The sequence below is a fragment of the Caballeronia concitans genome (assembly GCF_001544615.1).
GTDB classification, from domain to species: Bacteria; Pseudomonadota; Gammaproteobacteria; order Burkholderiales; family Burkholderiaceae; genus Caballeronia; species Caballeronia concitans.
The window spans coordinates 591,592-608,427 of sequence record NZ_FCNV02000003.1 but is presented as its reverse complement, the minus strand read 5'-3'; the positions used below and the strand labels follow the sequence as shown (position 1 = coordinate 608,427).

Here is a 16,836-nt window from a genome sequence, read left to right as displayed (position 1 = left end):
CATCAACTTACACCACGGCCACCCCTCCTAAGCATTTTCCCGCCAGCAGCTTTTTGCACACTTCTCGGTACATTACCAGAATATAAGGCACGAGAAAAGGTTTGACGTTCTGAAGAGGCTATTCTCGTCATTTGGTTTCTATTCATAGCAGCGCGTAGTTCTTGTATCATTCTTTTGCTATGGTTTTGCTCGGGCGGCGTTTAGGCGCATACCCGAAAAGACGACGTTATCTCGCGACCTAATTGCGGTGCGAGTTTTGATTTATGACGGCCTAGGGGAAAGAGTCTTCGATCATGTGATGCGGCATATGTTATTCCATTTGAAACACAACAATTTGAACTCGAGCTCCGTGGGTCTGTTGGTGACGCTACGCGTGATGCACGCGAACAGAAAGAGCCTGCGCAGTGAACGATTTATGGGGAGGCTAGTGCTACTCGTCATCTTTTTAATTGTTGCGCGCTTGCTCTATGAGCCTGTTTGGGCGAGAACACGGATGCCGAAGATAGCCATCGTCCGTGATGCAGTTAAGATAACTACCCCGACGGGGCGTTTGCAAACCATCAAGCTCAGTAATGATGCCCAGCAGGGCGATATTAAGTTTGAGGATATGAATTTCGACGGGAGAACTGATATAAAGATACTCAGGGAGCGAGGCGCCAATCAGGAGTTCTATAGCATATATCTTTATTCCAAAAGCGGTGATTACTATGAATTCAACAAGGAGATGAGCGACCTTCCCTGTGTTGAGGCTGACGGGCGAACAAAAGAAGTAATCGGCGCATGTTTTCATCAAAGCGCATGTGGAAATTGGGAGGAGCATTACTCAGTAGACGCCAAAAACAAAATTCATCTTGTTGAAAGAGCACGGACCTATTGCAGCCCGACAGGCGAGTCGTACGAATACGTCGACCGCTGCAGAAAAGGTAGAAGAACATCTTCCAAGCTTAAAGAAATCAAAGAGGATGCTAAGTAACGCTCTCGGCATAAATGCCTGCGAAAGTTTCATATAGCGGTGAGGAACGCAACGATCAATGCGCTCTTCGTTTGTGGTCCGCTAACCGAAACATGGCGGCGCAGCCGCGAGCGGCCTGCCGTTTCGATGATATGAGCCGAAGACTCGCCTGCTTGGGTGGCAACTTCATGCAATGCGGGCCTTACTACCGAAAACGGTCAGCGCCTAGCGATGCTTCGCCCACCTGCCCATGTGGCTGCCACTGACTACGCTTTCGCCGAAGGTTAACTTCGCCTGTGCGTGCCGGCCGATCCGTCGAATATGGCGGGAGTTATACCGTTCTCGGTGTCGCATGTTTTGCTGCCGGCAGCATCCGCGCGAACGATACGGCCATCGTCGCGAGTTCCTGCGCTGCGGGCGTGAGCGGCACGCCCGCGCGCCGCAGCAGGCACACGGGCGCGCCCGCCGCGCGCTCGGCGACGGGCGCCACGACGATGTGATCGCGAAAGAACGCGTGATCCGCGAGGCTCGCCGGTTCCAGTGCGAGATAGTCGCTCGCGGCGATGCAATGCAGCGTATCGAAGACGGCTTCAGTCGTCGCGGCGATGCGCGGCGGCGGCAAGCCCGCCTGCTCGAACATCGCGGCCAGCCGGTTGCTTCGCTGAGTTTTATGCCGCGTGCTCACCCATTCGGCGTCACGCAGCTCGGCGAGCGTGCGCGCGCCGGCGAGCGGATGACCGCGCCGCGCCATCACGGCGACGTCGGCATCGAAAAGACGCGTGGTCTCCATGTCGTGCAAGTCCGCGTCCGTGGCGATGCTCGCAAGCGCGAAATCGAGACTGCCTTCCCGCACCCACGACGTCAGCACGCGCGACGTGGCGCTCGTCAGATGCACGTCGATGCGCGGACAGCGCTCCCGAAAGCTCGCGAGCAGCGCGGGAAAGAGGCGCATCGTGGCTTCGGCGGCGAGTCCAAGCGATACGCTCCCGACCAGTTCGCCGCGCAATTGCCGCATTTCCGCTTCCGTCTTCTCGCATTCGCCGATGATCAGATCGGCCCGCACGCGCAGCCTTTCGCCGATCGGCGTGAGCCGCACGCCGCGCACATCGCGTTCGAAAAGCGGCCCGCCGACGTTGGTCTCCAGCTTGCGCAACTGCTGCGTCACGCCGCTCTGCGCGATGGAAAGCCGCCGCGCCGCCGCGCGCAGACTGCCCGCCTCTGCGACCGCGATGAACATGCGTAGCTGCGTGAGAGTCAGTTCCACGATGCCTTCCGAGTGATCGCAAAAGCTGATCATGATAAGCAAACCGGCACTTTTTAGGCGCATTTCGAGGCTTTAGTATCGGCGTGCCGACATTCTCTCGATACCGTCATGCGCCCATCTACCTCGTCTCTCATCGCCTGCGTGCTTGCCGGCCTGCTCGCGTCCACCACCGTCATCGCGAAGGAAGCGAACGCGTTGCGGCTCGGCATCGATCCCGGTTATCCGCCGATGGACGTCAAGACGCCGGACGGTCACGTCGCGGGCTTCGACGTCGATCTCGGCGATGAAATCTGCCGCCGCATCGCGATGCATTGCGAATGGGTCGAACTCGAATTCTCCGGAATGATCCCCGCGCTGCAGGCGCGCAAGATCGACGGGATCATGTCGTCGATGGCGATCACCGACAAGCGCATGAAGCAGATCGCGTTCTCGACGAAGCTCTTCCAGTTCCGCTCGCGCCTGATCGCGAAGAGCGGCGCGCCGCTGACCGCGAGCGCGGACGGCTTGCGCGGCAAGCGCGTCGGCGTGCAAAGCGGCAGTCAGTTCGAAACCTACGCGCTCAAGAACTGGCAGCCTGGCGGCGTGGAAGTCGTCGCGTATCAAAGCCAGGAGGGCGTGTTCAACGATCTGATCGCGGGACGCATCGACGCCGCGCTGCTCGGCTCCGTCGAAGCGGAACACGGCTTTCTGAAGACGCCGCGCGGCGCGGGCTTCGCGTTCGTCGGCGCGCCGCTTTCGATGGGCGATCACGGCGTCGGCATGGGCATGCGGCTCGACGATACGGCGCTGAAAGCGAAGGTCGATAAAGCCGTCGCCGACATGCGCGCCGATGGCACGTATCAAAAGATCGCGCGCAAGTATTTCGATTTCGACGTCTACGGGGACTGACATGCACGTTCAACGCACGCCGCTCGTATCCACGACGCTCGGCACCACGCGCGATCTCGTCAGCTTTCATTTCGGCGCGGGACGTGCCGGGCAAAAAATATATATTCAGGCATCCTTACATGCCGACGAAACGCCCGCGATGCTCACCGCGTGGCGCCTGAAACAACGCCTGATCGAACTCGATGCAGCCGGGCGTATGCGCGGCGAAGTGGTGCTGGTGCCGGTCGCGAATCCGATCGGCTTGTCGCAGCATGTACTGGGGCAGTTCATCGGCCGGTTCGAGGCGAACAGCGGCCAGAACTTCAACCGTCAGTTTCCGATGCCGGCGGCGAAGGCGCTCGTGGAGCGCGTGGGCTCGCGCTGGTGTCGCGATGACGCCGCGTATAACACGCGCCTTTTGCGCGCCGCGGTGTGCGAGATGCTCGGCGAAACGACGCCGCGCAACGAGTTCGAATCGCTGCGGCTCGCGTTGCTGAAACATGCATCCGATGCCGATGTCGTGCTCGATCTGCACTGCTCGCTCGAAGCGACGATGCATCTCTACACGAGCCCGGCGAGCTGGCCGGCCATCGAGCCGCTCGCGCGCTATCTCGGCGCGAACGGCGTGCTGCTCGCGACCGATTCGGGCGGTCAGTCGTTCGATGAAATTCACGCGCTGCTCTGGAACGAGGTCCGCGCGCTGCTTCCCGACGACGTGCCGCTCGGTGCGCCGAATATCGCGGCGACGCTGGAGCATCGCGGGCAGCGAGATGTGGATTACGAACACGCCGATGGCGACGCGGAGGCGATCGTGTCGTTTCTCATCGCACGTGGCGTGATAGAAGGCGAGGCGCCCGAGATGCCGGCGCTCGATCGATCCGCGACGCCGCTTGCGGGCAGCGAGCAGCTGATCGCGCCGGTGAGCGGTATCGTGATTTATCGCGCGGAGGTGGGCGCTGTGCTGAAGGCGGGCGATGCCGTGTTCGATATCGTCGATCCGCTGACGGACGCGGTCACGACCATCGCCACGAAGAACGACGGCGTGTTCTACATGCGACGCGCGACGCGCTTCGTTTATGCGGGCGCACCGATGGGGCGCGTGACCGGCGCGAAGGCGTTCAGGACCGGCGTGCTGATCGGAGCATGAGAAAGCGGGGCTCGTCTGCACCGTGAAGAGCGAGCCCCGCCATTGACTTACCGCGCGTCGGTGACCGTCTGATTCATCGTCTGCCCGGCGACCAACGTATTGACGAGCTTGATGTCATGCACGTTGTACGCGTAGATCGGTCCCGGCGATGTCGCCGTCGCCGGTCCCGCCGCAACGGGCGTGCCGAAGTCGCAATTGGTGATCGTGACGCCGCTGATCGCCGGAATCGCGGGCGTCGGCGCGGGGCCGTTGTAGTCGAACGCGACCGGACCTTGCGCGACGATCGCCTGAAAGCACGATCCCGTCGCGCCGTTCAGGCTCACGTTGCTCGCCTTCACGTTCGATATGTTCACGTTCTGCACGAGCGCGGGCCGCGTGCGGATGGCGTCCTTCGAAGGCTGATAGTCGCAGTCGAACGTGATGATGCCGCCCTGCGCCGCCGACGGATTCGCCGCCGCCGCCGTGACGACGCCGAGCGGCACCGTCGCGTTGATCGGACTGCCCGCGAGCAGGCTGCTGCCATAGCCGGAAGGCGTGAGGCTCACACCGTTCGGCAGCGTCACGTTATCGACATAAAAGTCCTTCACGAAGCCGCCGCGATTCATGTTGGTCTTCACGCGAATGGCGATATTCAGCGAGTTCGTCGCCCAGAACTGATTCAGCATCTGAAGGTTGCGCGCGTAGATCTTCTGCACGCCGCCGCCCATTTCGCTGCCGAGCGTGATGCCGCCGTGACCGCTGTTCATGGTGCAATTCTGGATGACGTGGTTCTGCGCGGGACCGTATTGCGTATCGAGATCCTTGCCCGATTTGATCGCGATGCAATCGTCGCCCGTGTTGAACGTCACGTTCTCGCAGAGGACCATGTCGCAGGCATCGGGATCGAAGCCGTCGTTGTTTGGACCGATGCTGTCCACCGTCACGTTGCGGATCACGACGTTCCTGCAATCCGTCGGATGATGCTGCCAGAACGGCGTGTTGATCGTGCGATACCCCTGCATCAGAACATTAGTACACCCGATGAATTCCACCATGCAGGGCCGCAGATAATGGCCGAGGCCGAAGATGCGCTTCTCGATGGCCACGCCCGCTTCCGAGAGCGCCGGAAGGTAGTTCTGGTCCTGCTGCCACGGCGTCGCGGGGTCGGTGAGCTTCGCGTAGAGCGCGTCCGATATGCCGGGCGCGGCCGATTTCAGATCGACATTCTTCGGATTCGCGTACGCCTGCGACGGCGTCGACGACCCCGCGTATCCGTACGCGCCGCTCGTGCCTTTGTACGTCCACCAGCACGTCGCGGTGTTGCCGCTGCCGGCGAACGGCGTCATCGCCTGGCCGTTGAGCACGGAAGTATCGCCTTCGCCGGTGATCGCGATGTTCGTCTGGTTGCGCGCGTAGACCGGCGGGCCATAGTTCAGACAATCGTTTGCCTGCCAGCGGCTGTAATAGAGCTTGCCGTTCGCGCCGCAATCCACCGGACCGTCCTTCGCGAAGTCGGCCGGGTTTTGGCTGAAGAAGATCTCGCAGTTCGCGCTCAGGTGAAAGTCGACGTTCGACTGTAGGACGATCGGTCCCGCGCAATACCAGTTGCCCGTCGGCACGACGACGCGTCCGCCGCCCGCCGCGCTGCACGCCGCGATGGCCGCGAGGAACGCGGGGCGCGAATCGAAGGAGCCGGGCGCGTGCGTCTTGTCCGCGCCGGTGCTGAGCGGCGACTTGGCCGGATCGGTGTACGGATTCGTCGCGGCGACCACCGCGCAGGGCTGCGCGCCGTAGTCGGTGACAAGGAACTGGCGGCTCGGCACCATCGAGGACGAAACGCTCTGCAATGCATTGACGATCTGCGTCGCCGAGCCGGTCGGTCCCCAGATGGGATCGGTGGCGGCGGTCGGTGTCGCGGGGTTCGAATCGTCGTGGCCGCCGCAACCGGCGAGCATGCCGAGGCTGCCGAGCCCGCCGATGAGCGGTGCGCCCGCGGAAACGCCGGCGAACTTGAGGATGCTGCGGCGTCGCGGCGAGGTGACGGTCTGACTGCGATCCTTCATGCGTGTCTCCATTCCGGTCTGGCCGGATATGTTGTGGGAATCTTGAGCGACGTCGTACGACTGTTTTCGCGTCGGTCGCCTTGTTTAGGCGACGAAACGGGAAACCGTTTACCTCGATGAACGATACCGGGCCTCTAGATCAAGCGTCAAGGCTTGGCTTGTCGGCGAATGGTCGGTACTTTCCCGTAGGCTTTCTGGTACGACGTCAGCCGTCTTTACTCATTCGCGAAGGAAAACGTGTAACGCACCGCCGCCCTAGAATGAAGCTTCCGTGCCCTCAGGAAGGAGCCGTCATGCTGGATTTCGATCGCCACGCCGAAACGCCGACGCTGAACATCGCTTACGCCGACACCGGTCCCGCCGATGGCCCCGCCGTCCTTCTCCTGCACGGCTGGCCCGACGCCGCCCGCGCGTGGACGGCAGTCGCGGCGCGGCTGAACGACGCCGGCTTTCGCACCGTCGTGCCGGAGCTGCGCGGCGCAGGCGGCACGCGTTTTCTGCGCGATGACACCGTGCGAGACGGTTCGGGCGTGGCGCTCGCGCGCGATGCCGTCGATCTCGCCGATGCGCTGGGGATCGCGCAATTCGACGTGGTCGGCCACGACTGGGGCGCGCGCGCCGCATACACCATCGCCGCGCTGTTCCCGGAGCGCGTGCGCCGCATGGCCGCGATCGCGCTGGCGTTCCAGCCGCGCGGCGAGTTCGCGCTGCCGCCGGATTTCGCGCAGGCGCGGCGCTTCTGGTACCAGTGGTTCATGTCGCTCGATGCCGGCCCGGCCGCCGTCGCCGCCGACCCTAAAGGCTTCGCGCGCATCCAGTGGGACACGTGGTCGCCGCCGGGCTGGTTCGACGAGGCCGAGTTCGACGCCACCGCGCGCGCCTTCGAGAACCCCGACTGGGTGCCGGTCACGCTGAACGCGTATCGGCGCCGCTGGCGCAGCGATCAACCGTCCGATCCGGCGCTTTCGCCGCTTCACGAACGTCTTCGCGGCATCGAGCGAATCGGCGTTCCCGCGCTGATGATCCAGGGCGGCGCGGATAGCTGCGACGACCCCGCGATGTCCGAAGGACAGGACGCGTGCTTCACGGCGGGCTACCGGCGCGTGGTGATCGACGGCGCGGGGCATTTTCCGCCGCGCGAGGCGCCCGATGCGGTCGCGGAGGCGCTCATCGCCCATCTGCGCTGAAGGCCGCGAAAGCACGACCGGGCGAGCTACTTGCAAGGACACTGCCGCACACTTCCCGCGCGTTTGGCGACACATACTGTATAGGTGTACAGTACTGTTCGCTGCGGCAGGCGCGCGCCACCGAACACTCGTGCGTGCCGCCCACGGCTGTCGACAGACGCGCGAGAGCCGTCCATCACATTGAACCGGTTGAAAAATTGGCATCGAACAACGCAATCCGCATTCGCGGCGCTCGGCAACATAACCTCAAGAATCTCGATCTCGACCTGCACACCGGCCAGATGACGGTCGTGACCGGCCCGTCCGGCTCCGGCAAGTCGAGCCTCGTCTTCGATACGCTCTACGCCGAAGGCCAGCGCCGCTACGTCGAAACGTTCAGCGCCTACGCGCGCCAGTTTCTCGACCGCATGGACCGCCCGCAGGTGGATCGCGTGGACGGCGTGCCGCCCGCCATCGCCATCGACCAGACGAACCCGGTGCGCAGCTCGCGCTCGACCGTCGGCACGATGACCGAACTCAACGATCACCTGAAGCTGTTCTACGCGCGCGCTGCCGAACTGTTCGACAGGAAGACCGCGCATCGCGTACGGCACGACACGCCCGAAACCATTTACGCCGAGCTGCTCGAACGCACGCGCGCCGACGATCCGCGTCTCGCGATCACGTTTCCCGTCGAATTGCCCGACGCCACCAGCGACGACGAAGTCGCGCAATGGCTGTCCGCGAGCGGCTACACGCGCGTGCAGGCGAAGCGCCACGTTCAGACGGATGCGGGCGCGCGGCAAGTGCTCGATGTCGTCGCGGACCGTTTCCGCTTGCAGAACACGGAGCGGTCGCGTGCGCTGGAAGCCATCGAAGGCGCATTACTGCGCGGCACCGGGCGCGTGAACGTCTACGTGCTGAAGGAAGACGGCGAGCCGGACATCTGGCGCTTCTCGACCGGCCTGCACAGCCCCGAAAGCGACCTGCGCTACGCCGATCCGCAACCCGCGCTGTTCTCGTTCAACTCGGCGTATGGCGCGTGCGAAACGTGCCGCGGCTTCGGTCGCGTGATCGGCGTGGACTACGGTCTCGTCATTCCGGACGAAAAGAAAACGCTGCGCGAAGGCGCGGTCAAGACGCTGCAAACGCCCGCGTGGAAAGAGAATCAGGACGACCTCGTGCGATACGGCGCGAAGGCGGGCATCCGGCTCGGCGTGCCCTGGAACGAACTCACGCAGAAAGAACGCGACTGGGTCATCAAGGGATCGCCCGACTGGAGCGGCAAGTGGAATAGCCAGTGGTACGGCGTGCAGCGCTTCTTCGACTATCTCGAGTCGAAGGCGTACAAGATGCATATCCGCGTGCTGCTTTCGAAATACCGCAGCTATACGACGTGTCCCGCGTGCGCGGGCGCGCGCCTCAAGACCGAATCGCTGCTGTGGCGTCTCGGCACGAAGGAACAGGCCGATGCCGTGCTCGCGCCCGCCGACCGCTTCATGCCGAACGGCGTCGACTGGACGCGCGATCAGCTCGAAGCGCTGCCGGGCCTGACCGTGCACGATCTGATGCTGATGCCGATCGACCGCATCCGCCGCTTCTTCGATTCGCTGACGCTGCCTTCCACCTTGCTCGACGAAGCGCTCAAGCTGCTGCACGCCGAAGTGCGCACGCGCCTCAAGTATCTCTGCGACGTGGGCCTCGGTTATCTGACGCTCGATCGCCAGAGCCGCACGCTCTCGGGCGGCGAAGTGCAGCGCATCAACCTGACGACGGCGCTCGGCACGTCGCTCGTGAACACGCTGTTCGTGCTCGACGAACCGAGCATCGGGCTGCATCCGCGCGACCTGAACCGCATTGTCGAAGCGATGCATCGTCTGCGCGATGCGGGCAATACGCTCGTCGTCGTGGAGCACGATCCATCGGTGATGCTGGCGGCGGATCGTCTCATCGACATGGGACCGGGGCCGGGCGAACGCGGCGGGCAGATCGTCTATGACGGCACGCCTGGCGACATCCAATCGAGCGACACGCTCACCGGCGCGTACCTCGGCGGCAGGCGGCACGTCGCGCATTCGGCGAACTGGACGCGCCGCGTCGTCGATGCGAACACGCCGCGTCTCGTGCTCGAAGGCGCAAGCGATCACAACCTGCAGGACGTGACGGTCGATATTCCGTTGCAGCGTCTCGTCTGCGTGACGGGCGTTTCAGGTTCAGGCAAATCGACGCTCATTCAGGATGTGCTCGCGCCCGCGCTGATGCGTCACTTCGGCAAGGCGACCGAAGCGCCCGGCGCGTTTCGTGCGTTGAAGGGCGCGGAGCAACTCGGCGACGTGGTGTTCGTCGATCAATCGCCGATCGGCCGCACGGCACGCTCGAATCCGGCGAGCTATGTCGGCGCGTTCGATGAAATCCGCAAGCTCTTCGCGAAGGCGCCGCTCGCCGCGCAACGCGGTTATGGCGCGAGCATGTTCAGCTTCAATTCGGGCGACGGACGGTGCCCGACATGCGGCGGCTCGGGCTTCGAGCACGTCGAAATGCAGTTCCTGAGCGACGTGTACTTGCGCTGTCCCGATTGCGACGGACGGCGTTATCGCGCGGAAATTCTCGAAGTGAAGATCGAGCGCGATGGCCGCGAACTGAGCATCGCGGACGTGCTCGAACTGACGGTCAGCGAAGCGGTGTCGCTATTTGATTCGGATGCCGAAGTATTGCGCGTGCTGCAGCCTATCGTCGATGTGGGCCTCGAATATGTGAAGCTCGGCCAGCCCGTGCCGACGCTTTCGGGCGGCGAAGCGCAGCGTTTGAAGCTCGCGGGCTTCCTGGCGGAGACGGCATCGCCGAATCAGAAGGACCGGCTTTTCATGTTCGACGAGCCGACCACGGGTCTGCATTTCGACGACATCGCCAAGTTGATGCAGGCGTTGCGCCGTCTGCTGGAGCGCGGCCATTCGCTGATCGTGATCGAGCACAATCTCGATGTGATTCGCGCGGCGGACTGGATCATCGATCTCGGTCCCGAAGGCGGCGATGGCGGCGGGCAAGTGGTGTGCGTCGGCACGCCCGACGATGTGGCCGCGTGCGATCACTCGCATACGGGCCGCGCGCTCGTCGATTACGAAGAAGCCATGCAGCCCGGCGCGGCGGAAAAGCGCGCGGGCGTGCCGTTGCAGCTTGCGGCGGAAGTGGCGAGCGCACGGCGCGCGCTGCAGGGCGAGGACGTCGTGCGGATCGTGAATGCGCGGGAGCACAACCTGAAGTCGCTCGACGTCGATATTCCGCACAACAAGTTCAACGTCGTGACGGGCGTCTCGGGCTCGGGCAAGTCCACGCTCGCGTTCGATATCCTCTTCCACGAAGGCCAGCGCCGCTATCTGGAATCGCTGAACGCGTATGCGCGATCCATCGTGCAGCCGGCGGGCCGGCCCGAAGTCGATGCCGTCTACGGCATTCCGCCGACCGTCGCGATCGAGCAGCGTCTTTCGCGCGGCGGACGCAAGAGCACGGTCGCGACGACATCGGAAGTCTGGCACTTCCTGCGCCTGCTTTACGTGAAGCTCGGCATTCAGCATTGCATCCACGACGGCACGCCGGTGCAGGCGCAAAGCTCCGAGTCCATCGCCGCGCAAATACTGCGCGATTTCAAGGGGCAGCATGTCGGCTTGCTGGCGCCGCTCGTCGTGAATCGCAAGGGCGTTTATACGGATCTCGCGAAGTGGGCGAAGGCGCGCGGCAACACGCATCTGCGCGTGGACGGCGAGTTTCATTCCGTCGATCCGTGGCCGAAGCTCGACCGCTTCCGCGAACATACGATCGAACTGCCGGTGGCGGACCTCGTCGTATCGGCGGATAACGAAGCGGAACTGCGCCGCGTGCTCGACGACACGCTCGAAATCGGCAAAGGCGTGATGCATCTGTGCGCGCCGCTCGATGAACTGCACGGCGCGCTGTCGAACGGCAAGCGGCGCGGCCGCGAAGAGACCATCGTGTTCTCGACGAAGCGCGCGTGTCCGACATGCGGCACGAGCTATCCGGAACTCGATCCGCGCATGTTCTCGTACAACAGCAAGCATGGCTGGTGCAACACGTGCGTCGGCACCGGCGTGAAGCTCACGCGCGAGCAGCGCGCCGCTTTCGACGATACCGTCTTCGCGCAGGACGATCGCGGCCGCGAGCAGAGCATCGGTTCGGTGGATCAGGAACCGGACGATATCGTCGATCAGCCGTGTCCCGAATGCGAAGGCACGCGTCTCAACGATGTCGCGCGCGCCGTCACGTTCGGCAACTATCCGATCACCGAAGTCGGCCGCTGGACCGTGACCGATACGCGCGAGTGGATCGCGTCGCTGAAACTCACGGGACGCGACGCGGACATTGCGCGCGACGTCATCAGCGAAATCGAAGGGCGCTTGCAGTTCCTCGAAGAAGTCGGGCTCGGTTATCTGAGCCTGGATCGCGCCGCGCCGACGCTCTCGGGCGGCGAAGCGCAGCGCATTCGTCTCGCGGCGCAACTCGGCAGCAACCTGCAAGGCGTGTGCTATGTGCTCGATGAACCGACCATCGGCCTGCATCCGCGCGACAACCTGATCCTGCTGTCCGCGCTCAAGAAGCTCAACGACAAGGGCAATACGCTCGTCGTCGTCGAGCATGACGAGGACACGATTCGCCGCGCGGATCACATCATCGATATCGGGCCGGGCGCGGGCAAGCGCGGCGGCACGGTGGTCGCGCAGGGCAGCGTGACGGATCTCGCGGCGCACAAGGCGTCGCTGACTGGGCGGATGCTCGCGAATCCGATCGTGCATCCGCTGCAACCGCGCCGCGAAGTGCGCGCCGCGACGGGCAAGCGCCCCGCCGTGCCCGAGCAATGGCTCACGGTCGAAAACGCGACGCTGCACAACCTGCGCAACGTGACGGCGAGCATGCCGCTCAACCGGCTCGTCGCGATCACGGGCGTGTCGGGCTCGGGCAAATCGACGCTCGCCCGCGACGTGCTCATGACGAATCTGCTCGATGCCGTCGGCCGCTCGGTGCTCTCGTCGCCGGCGGTCCGACGCGCGCGCAAGACGGCGCAGGCGGCGGAAGGCAAGCCCGCGGCGAAGTCGCGTGCGAGCGTGCTCGCGCGCGAAGCGCCGCGCCCGAAGTTCGATGTCGTCCACGCGTGGCAAGGCTGTTCGGGCGTCACCGGCTTCGAGGCCATCGACCGCGTGCTGGAAGTCGATCAGACGCCGATCGGCAAGACGCCGCGTTCGTGCCCGGCGACGTACATCGGCATGTGGGACACCATCCGCAAGCTGTTCGCGGACACGCTCGAAGCCCGCGCGCGCGGCTACACGCCGTCGCGTTTCTCGTTCAATACGGGCGATGGCCGCTGTCCCGCGTGCGAAGGCCAGGGCGTGCGCACCATCGCGATGAACTTCCTGCCGGACGTGAAGGTGCCGTGCGACGTGTGCCACGGCCAGCGCTTCAATCCCGAAACGCTCGCGGTGACGTGGCGCGGCAAGAACATCGGCGAAGTGCTGACGATGGAGATCGACGAAGCCGTCGAGTTCTTCTCGTCGATGCCAAGCATCGCGCATCCGTTGCAGTTGATGAAGGACGTGGGGCTCGGTTATCTGACGCTCGGCCAGCCGTCGCCGACGCTCTCGGGCGGCGAGGCGCAGCGCATCAAGCTGGTGACGGAGCTGTCGAAAGTGCGCGACGACATCACGCGGCGCGGCCAGAAGCCGCCGCATACGCTGTATGTGCTCGACGAGCCGACGGTCGGCCTGCACATGGCGGACGTGGCGAAGCTGATTCGCGTGCTGCATCGGCTGGTGGATGGTGGGCATAGCGTGATCGTCATCGAGCACGATCTGGACGTGATCGCTGAAGCGGACTGGGTGCTCGACCTCGGGCCGGAAGGCGGCGTGAACGGCGGGACGATCGTGGCGGCGGCGGACCCTGAAACGCTCGCGAGCCATCCGCGCAGCCACACGGGAACGGCGCTGCGGCCGGTGCTCGGCCGCACGCAGCGCGCGGAAGACGCGGCATGAAAGATCTCGATGCGCTCATCGCGTCGATGCGGCCCGAACTGCAGCCGGGCGTCTACGTGTTCGCGTCGCTGCCGCACGATGCGCCGCTGACCGGCGCGGGCATCGTCGCGACGTTCCGGGAGCGCGAGGGCTTGACCGTCGTGATGGAAGAGGAAGCGGCGAAGGCGGCGGGCATCGCGCCGCTGTTTCGTGCGGCGTGGATCACGCTGACGGTGCAATCGGACCTGGACGCGGTCGGGCTGACCGCCGCGTTCGCCCGCGCGCTGGGCGAAGCGGGCATCAGTTGCAACGTGATGGCGGCGGCGTATCACGATCACATCTTCGTTCCCGCCGATGACGCCACTCGCGCAATGAACGCGCTCTTGGCGTTGCAACACCGGCATTGATATGCTGGCGCACTTTCCACCACCCCGATGACGACTCGATGGACACGCAGGATAAAGCCCTAGCCCTCAAGAGAATGAAGTGGTTCGCCGCCGGCTTGCTGGTCGCGGCGGGCGCGCTGTTCGCGCTCGCCAGAAGTCAGCACGACGTGGGCCTGTGGGCGTGGGTATCGGCGTTCGCGGAAGCGGCGATGGTCGGCGCGCTCGCGGACTGGTTCGCCGTCGTCGCGCTGTTTCGCCATCCGCTCGGCGTGCCGATTCCCCACACGGCCATCCTGCCCGCGAACAAGGCGCGCGTCGCCGACAACCTCGCCGTGTTCGTGCGCGACCGCTTTCTCGGCACGGATGCGCTCGTCGCACGCGTGAACGCGTTCGATCCGGCCAGCCGCCTTTCCGTGTGGCTCGCGGAGCCGAAGAACGCCGAACTGCTCGGCAAGAAGGCGGTGACGGCGGTCGGCCAGCTGCTTTCTTTCGTCGACGACGACCGCGTCAAAACGACGCTGTACGAAGCCATCCGCCGTCGCGCCGATGCCTTCGATCTGTCGGCCGCTGCCGGCAATCTGCTGTCCACACTGACCGCTGACCGGCGTCATCAATTGCTGCTCGATGAAGGCCTGAAGCAGATGGCCGCGTGGCTCGACAAGCCCGAAGTGCAGGACATGCTGGCGGCGCGCATCGTCGCGGTGGCGGGCGAAGAATATCCGAAGCTCGTCGGCATGCTCGGCTTCGTCGGGCTCGATGCCGCCGACCTCGGCAACAAGTTCGCGGCGGGCCTCGTGCGCGGCGCGAATCAATGGCTGCACGACGTGACGAGCAACCCGGAACACGAACGCCGCCAGGCCTTCGATGCCGCCGTGGAGCGCTTCGTCGAACGCCTGAAGTCGGACCCGGCGTTCAAGGCGCGCATCGATCTGCACAAGCGCGAATGGCTCGAGCGCCCGGAGTTGCGCGGGTATGTCGACGGTCTATGGGACGAATTCACGACGTGGCTCGGCGCGGACCTGCAGCGCCCGGATTCCGCGCTGCATGCGAAGGTGGTGCAGGTCGCGTCGGGCTTCGCGCAATCGCTCGGCAGCGATCCGGCGTTGCGCGAGTCCATCAACGAGCACATGCGCGACGCGTTGAAGGCGCTCGCGCCCGAACTGCGCGAAGGCATCGCGAAGCACATTGCCGCGACCGTCAAGCAATGGGACGACGCGACGCTCGTGCGCGATGTCGAGTTGAACATCGGACGCGATCTGCAATTCATCCGCGTGAACGGCACGCTAGTGGGCGGCGCGGTCGGCCTGCTCATTCACGCGGTGACGCTGTTCACGGCGTGATCATTTGCGCTCGGCCATCACGCTGCCGGGGCCGTGCGGCTTGTCTTCCGCGCTGCTGCCGTTCACCGTCACAGTGAGTCCGGCAATCAGCGCGGTGTTGAGCAGCTCGCTGCGCGCCGGTTCCGCATACGTGAGCGGCGGCACGCACCATTCGCTGCCGTCGGCCGTCTGAAGCACATAGACGATGCCCGTGCCCAGCAGATCCGAGTCGATCATCCTGACGATGCGGCCGGTCTCGGTGCTCGCGAAGCGCGTCGTGCCGCAATGGAAGGTCGGACTCCCCGCGTGCGGCAGGCCGACCGCGACGCCCGTGACGACCGAATTACCGTCCGCGGAAAGCGTGACGAGAAGGCTTCGCGCCAGCGCCGACATCAGTATGCGATGCCGGGCAATGTGATGCGCCGTGTTCATCTGCGCGCAGTAGAGCGTTCCGTCGGCTGTGCGCAGCACGTAGCAGATGGTGTCGAGCCGGTCGGAGTCGATGATGCGCACGAGAATCCCGCTGCGCGTCTCCGTCAGCCTGAGTCCGAAGAGCACGAGCGACGGCGGGGCCGGCGCGGACAACGCACCCACCGATATCGCGGTGACGTAGTGATCCTCGTTGCCGCCGAGCGTGACCGGCAGCCCCGCTCTGAGCGCGATCATCAGGAGATGATTGCGGTTGGCCTGCTCCTGCCGGTCGACTTGCGCGTGATAGCGCGTGCCGTCGGGCGACCGGACGATCACGATGAGCGTATCGGAGACTTCCTTGTCGACGATTTCCTCGATGACGCCGGAGCGCGGCGTGCTCGAAATATAAGCCGGCGCGGCGTTCAGATGCGGACCGAACGCCCGCGATCCCACCGATAGCGCCGAGAGGTAATAATCCGCGTCGCCCGCGACGGTGGCCGGCAGCTTCCCTCGGAAAGCGGCCATCAGCAAGGCGTTGCGCAACCGGTGCTCGTGCGGGCGGATTTGCGCGCAGTGATGCGAGCCATCCGGGCTGCGGACGATATACGCGATACTCGCAAGCGTATCCGCATCTTCGATCTGAACAATGGCGCCCGTTCTGACGTCTTCCAGCAAACGCCAGGTTTCACCGAGCGACGGAAGCGGCGGCGTGCCGGGCAATGCCACGGAAATATCGGTGATATTGTGGCTTTCGTTCCCCGTCATCGTCACGGAGAGACCCAATTCGAACGCCATCAGCAAAATCGAATTGCGATCCGGGTGTTGTCGATAATCGAGTTGCGCGCAATAGAGTGAACCACCTTTCGTTCTAAGTACATAAATAACGTTATCCGGCGATACGGACTGGATCGCGCGAATAAGGTTCCCGGTGCGGACATCCGTGAGAAAATAATCCGCGGACGCCATTGACGGCGTGCTGAGTCTGGGCTTGATTCTGGTCATGCTCTGTGTTTCTTGCCTGAGCGGGTTGTGCTGCGAGTCCGTGTGGGAGTGATGCCGCTCCCGGCTAATTCGATACCCACTCGCCAGGCGCGGCCACCCGATTATATTTAACCGGATATGGTTTAGTATATTTCACCAAAAATAAATCAAGGACGCCGGCCGCTTTTTTTATGATTAAGATCAATCTTAGTTAATTAGGATATTTCTTATTCGCTGCGATAAACGCGAATATTGTTGAGTGCGCGCGTTTCAGATTTAATCGCATT

At 63.9% G+C, this 16,836-nt stretch carries 10 protein-coding genes; 7 read left to right on the top strand and 3 right to left on the bottom strand.

From position 1 onward, the window contains the following. The first annotated feature begins 427 nt into the window (after positions 1–427). The gene (locus AWB72_RS12365) at positions 428–973 is read left to right on the top strand and encodes an XAC2610-related protein (RefSeq protein ID WP_159459363.1); all 546 of its coding nucleotides are present in this window, start codon (positions 428–430) and stop codon (positions 971–973) included. A 310-nt stretch (positions 974–1,283) separates the two neighbouring features. Here the strand turns inward: AWB72_RS12365 and AWB72_RS12360 are convergent, their stop codons facing one another. Further along, positions 1,284–2,216 (bottom strand): LysR family transcriptional regulator, encoded by a 933-nt coding sequence (locus tag AWB72_RS12360; protein WP_040049575.1) that lies wholly within the window; start codon positions 2,214–2,216, stop codon positions 1,284–1,286. A gap of 108 nt (positions 2,217–2,324) precedes the next feature. Here AWB72_RS12360 and AWB72_RS12355 point away from each other — a divergent pair, with 108 nt between their 5' ends. Together AWB72_RS12355 and AWB72_RS12350 are read left to right on the top strand one after the other, a co-directional pair. Continuing rightward, entirely contained in the window at positions 2,325–3,104 is a 780-nt protein-coding gene (locus tag AWB72_RS12355; protein ID WP_040049560.1) for a transporter substrate-binding domain-containing protein, read from the top strand. Between the two features lies 1 nt (position 3,105). Next, the gene (locus tag AWB72_RS12350; RefSeq protein WP_040049561.1) at positions 3,106–4,230 is read left to right on the top strand and encodes a succinylglutamate desuccinylase/aspartoacylase family protein; all 1,125 of its coding nucleotides are present in this window, start codon (positions 3,106–3,108) and stop codon (positions 4,228–4,230) included. 47 nt (positions 4,231–4,277) lie between these two features. Here AWB72_RS12350 and AWB72_RS12345 read toward each other — a convergent pair whose 3' ends face one another. Beyond that, a complete protein-coding gene (locus tag AWB72_RS12345) occupies positions 4,278–6,272 on the bottom strand; it encodes a glycoside hydrolase family 28 protein (RefSeq protein WP_040049576.1) in 1,995 nt (664 codons plus the stop codon). 293 nt (positions 6,273–6,565) lie between these two features. Between AWB72_RS12345 and AWB72_RS12340 the strand changes: the two genes are divergently transcribed. The 4 genes from AWB72_RS12340 (at position 6,566) to AWB72_RS12325 (ending at position 15,178) form a co-directional block, all read left to right on the top strand. Next, positions 6,566–7,459, top strand: a complete 894-nt coding sequence (locus AWB72_RS12340; protein WP_040049577.1) for an alpha/beta fold hydrolase — start codon at positions 6,566–6,568, stop codon at positions 7,457–7,459. 197 nt (positions 7,460–7,656) lie between these two features. Further along, positions 7,657–13,473 (top strand): excinuclease ABC subunit UvrA, encoded by a 5,817-nt coding sequence (uvrA, locus tag AWB72_RS12335; RefSeq protein WP_040049562.1) that lies wholly within the window; start codon positions 7,657–7,659, stop codon positions 13,471–13,473. After that, complete coding sequence (locus AWB72_RS12330) at positions 13,470–13,859, top strand: ACT domain-containing protein (RefSeq protein ID WP_040049563.1); 390 nt, start codon at positions 13,470–13,472, stop codon at positions 13,857–13,859. Before uvrA ends, AWB72_RS12330 begins: the two co-directional genes overlap by 4 nt. Positions 13,860–13,897: 38 nt before the next feature. After that, a complete protein-coding gene (locus AWB72_RS12325) occupies positions 13,898–15,178 on the top strand; it encodes a DUF445 domain-containing protein (protein WP_040049564.1) in 1,281 nt (426 codons plus the stop codon). Here the strand turns inward: AWB72_RS12325 and AWB72_RS12320 are convergent, their stop codons facing one another. Beyond that, positions 15,179–16,363 (bottom strand): hypothetical protein, encoded by a 1,185-nt coding sequence (locus AWB72_RS12320; RefSeq protein ID WP_040049565.1) that lies wholly within the window; start codon positions 16,361–16,363, stop codon positions 15,179–15,181. It abuts the gene before it with no gap. Positions 16,364–16,836 lie beyond the last annotated feature (473 nt).

What these genes read in the sequence shown, in the direction of transcription:
- AWB72_RS12320 (WP_040049565.1), bottom strand. Translation starts at nt 16,363, where the DNA reads ATGGCGTTCGAATTGGGTCTCTCCGTGACGATGACGGGGAACGAAAGC.
- AWB72_RS12345 (WP_040049576.1), bottom strand. Translation starts at nt 6,272, where the DNA reads ATGAAGGATCGCAGTCAGACCGTCACCTCGCCGCGACGCCGCAGCATC.
- AWB72_RS12350 (WP_040049561.1), top strand. Translation starts at nt 3,106, where the DNA reads ATGCACGTTCAACGCACGCCGCTCGTATCCACGACGCTCGGCACCACG.
- AWB72_RS12325 (WP_040049564.1), top strand. Translation starts at nt 13,898, where the DNA reads ATGGACACGCAGGATAAAGCCCTAGCCCTCAAGAGAATGAAGTGGTTC.
- AWB72_RS12355 (WP_040049560.1), top strand. Translation starts at nt 2,325, where the DNA reads ATGCGCCCATCTACCTCGTCTCTCATCGCCTGCGTGCTTGCCGGCCTG.
- AWB72_RS12330 (WP_040049563.1), top strand. Translation starts at nt 13,470, where the DNA reads ATGAAAGATCTCGATGCGCTCATCGCGTCGATGCGGCCCGAACTGCAG.
- AWB72_RS12340 (WP_040049577.1), top strand. Translation starts at nt 6,566, where the DNA reads ATGCTGGATTTCGATCGCCACGCCGAAACGCCGACGCTGAACATCGCT.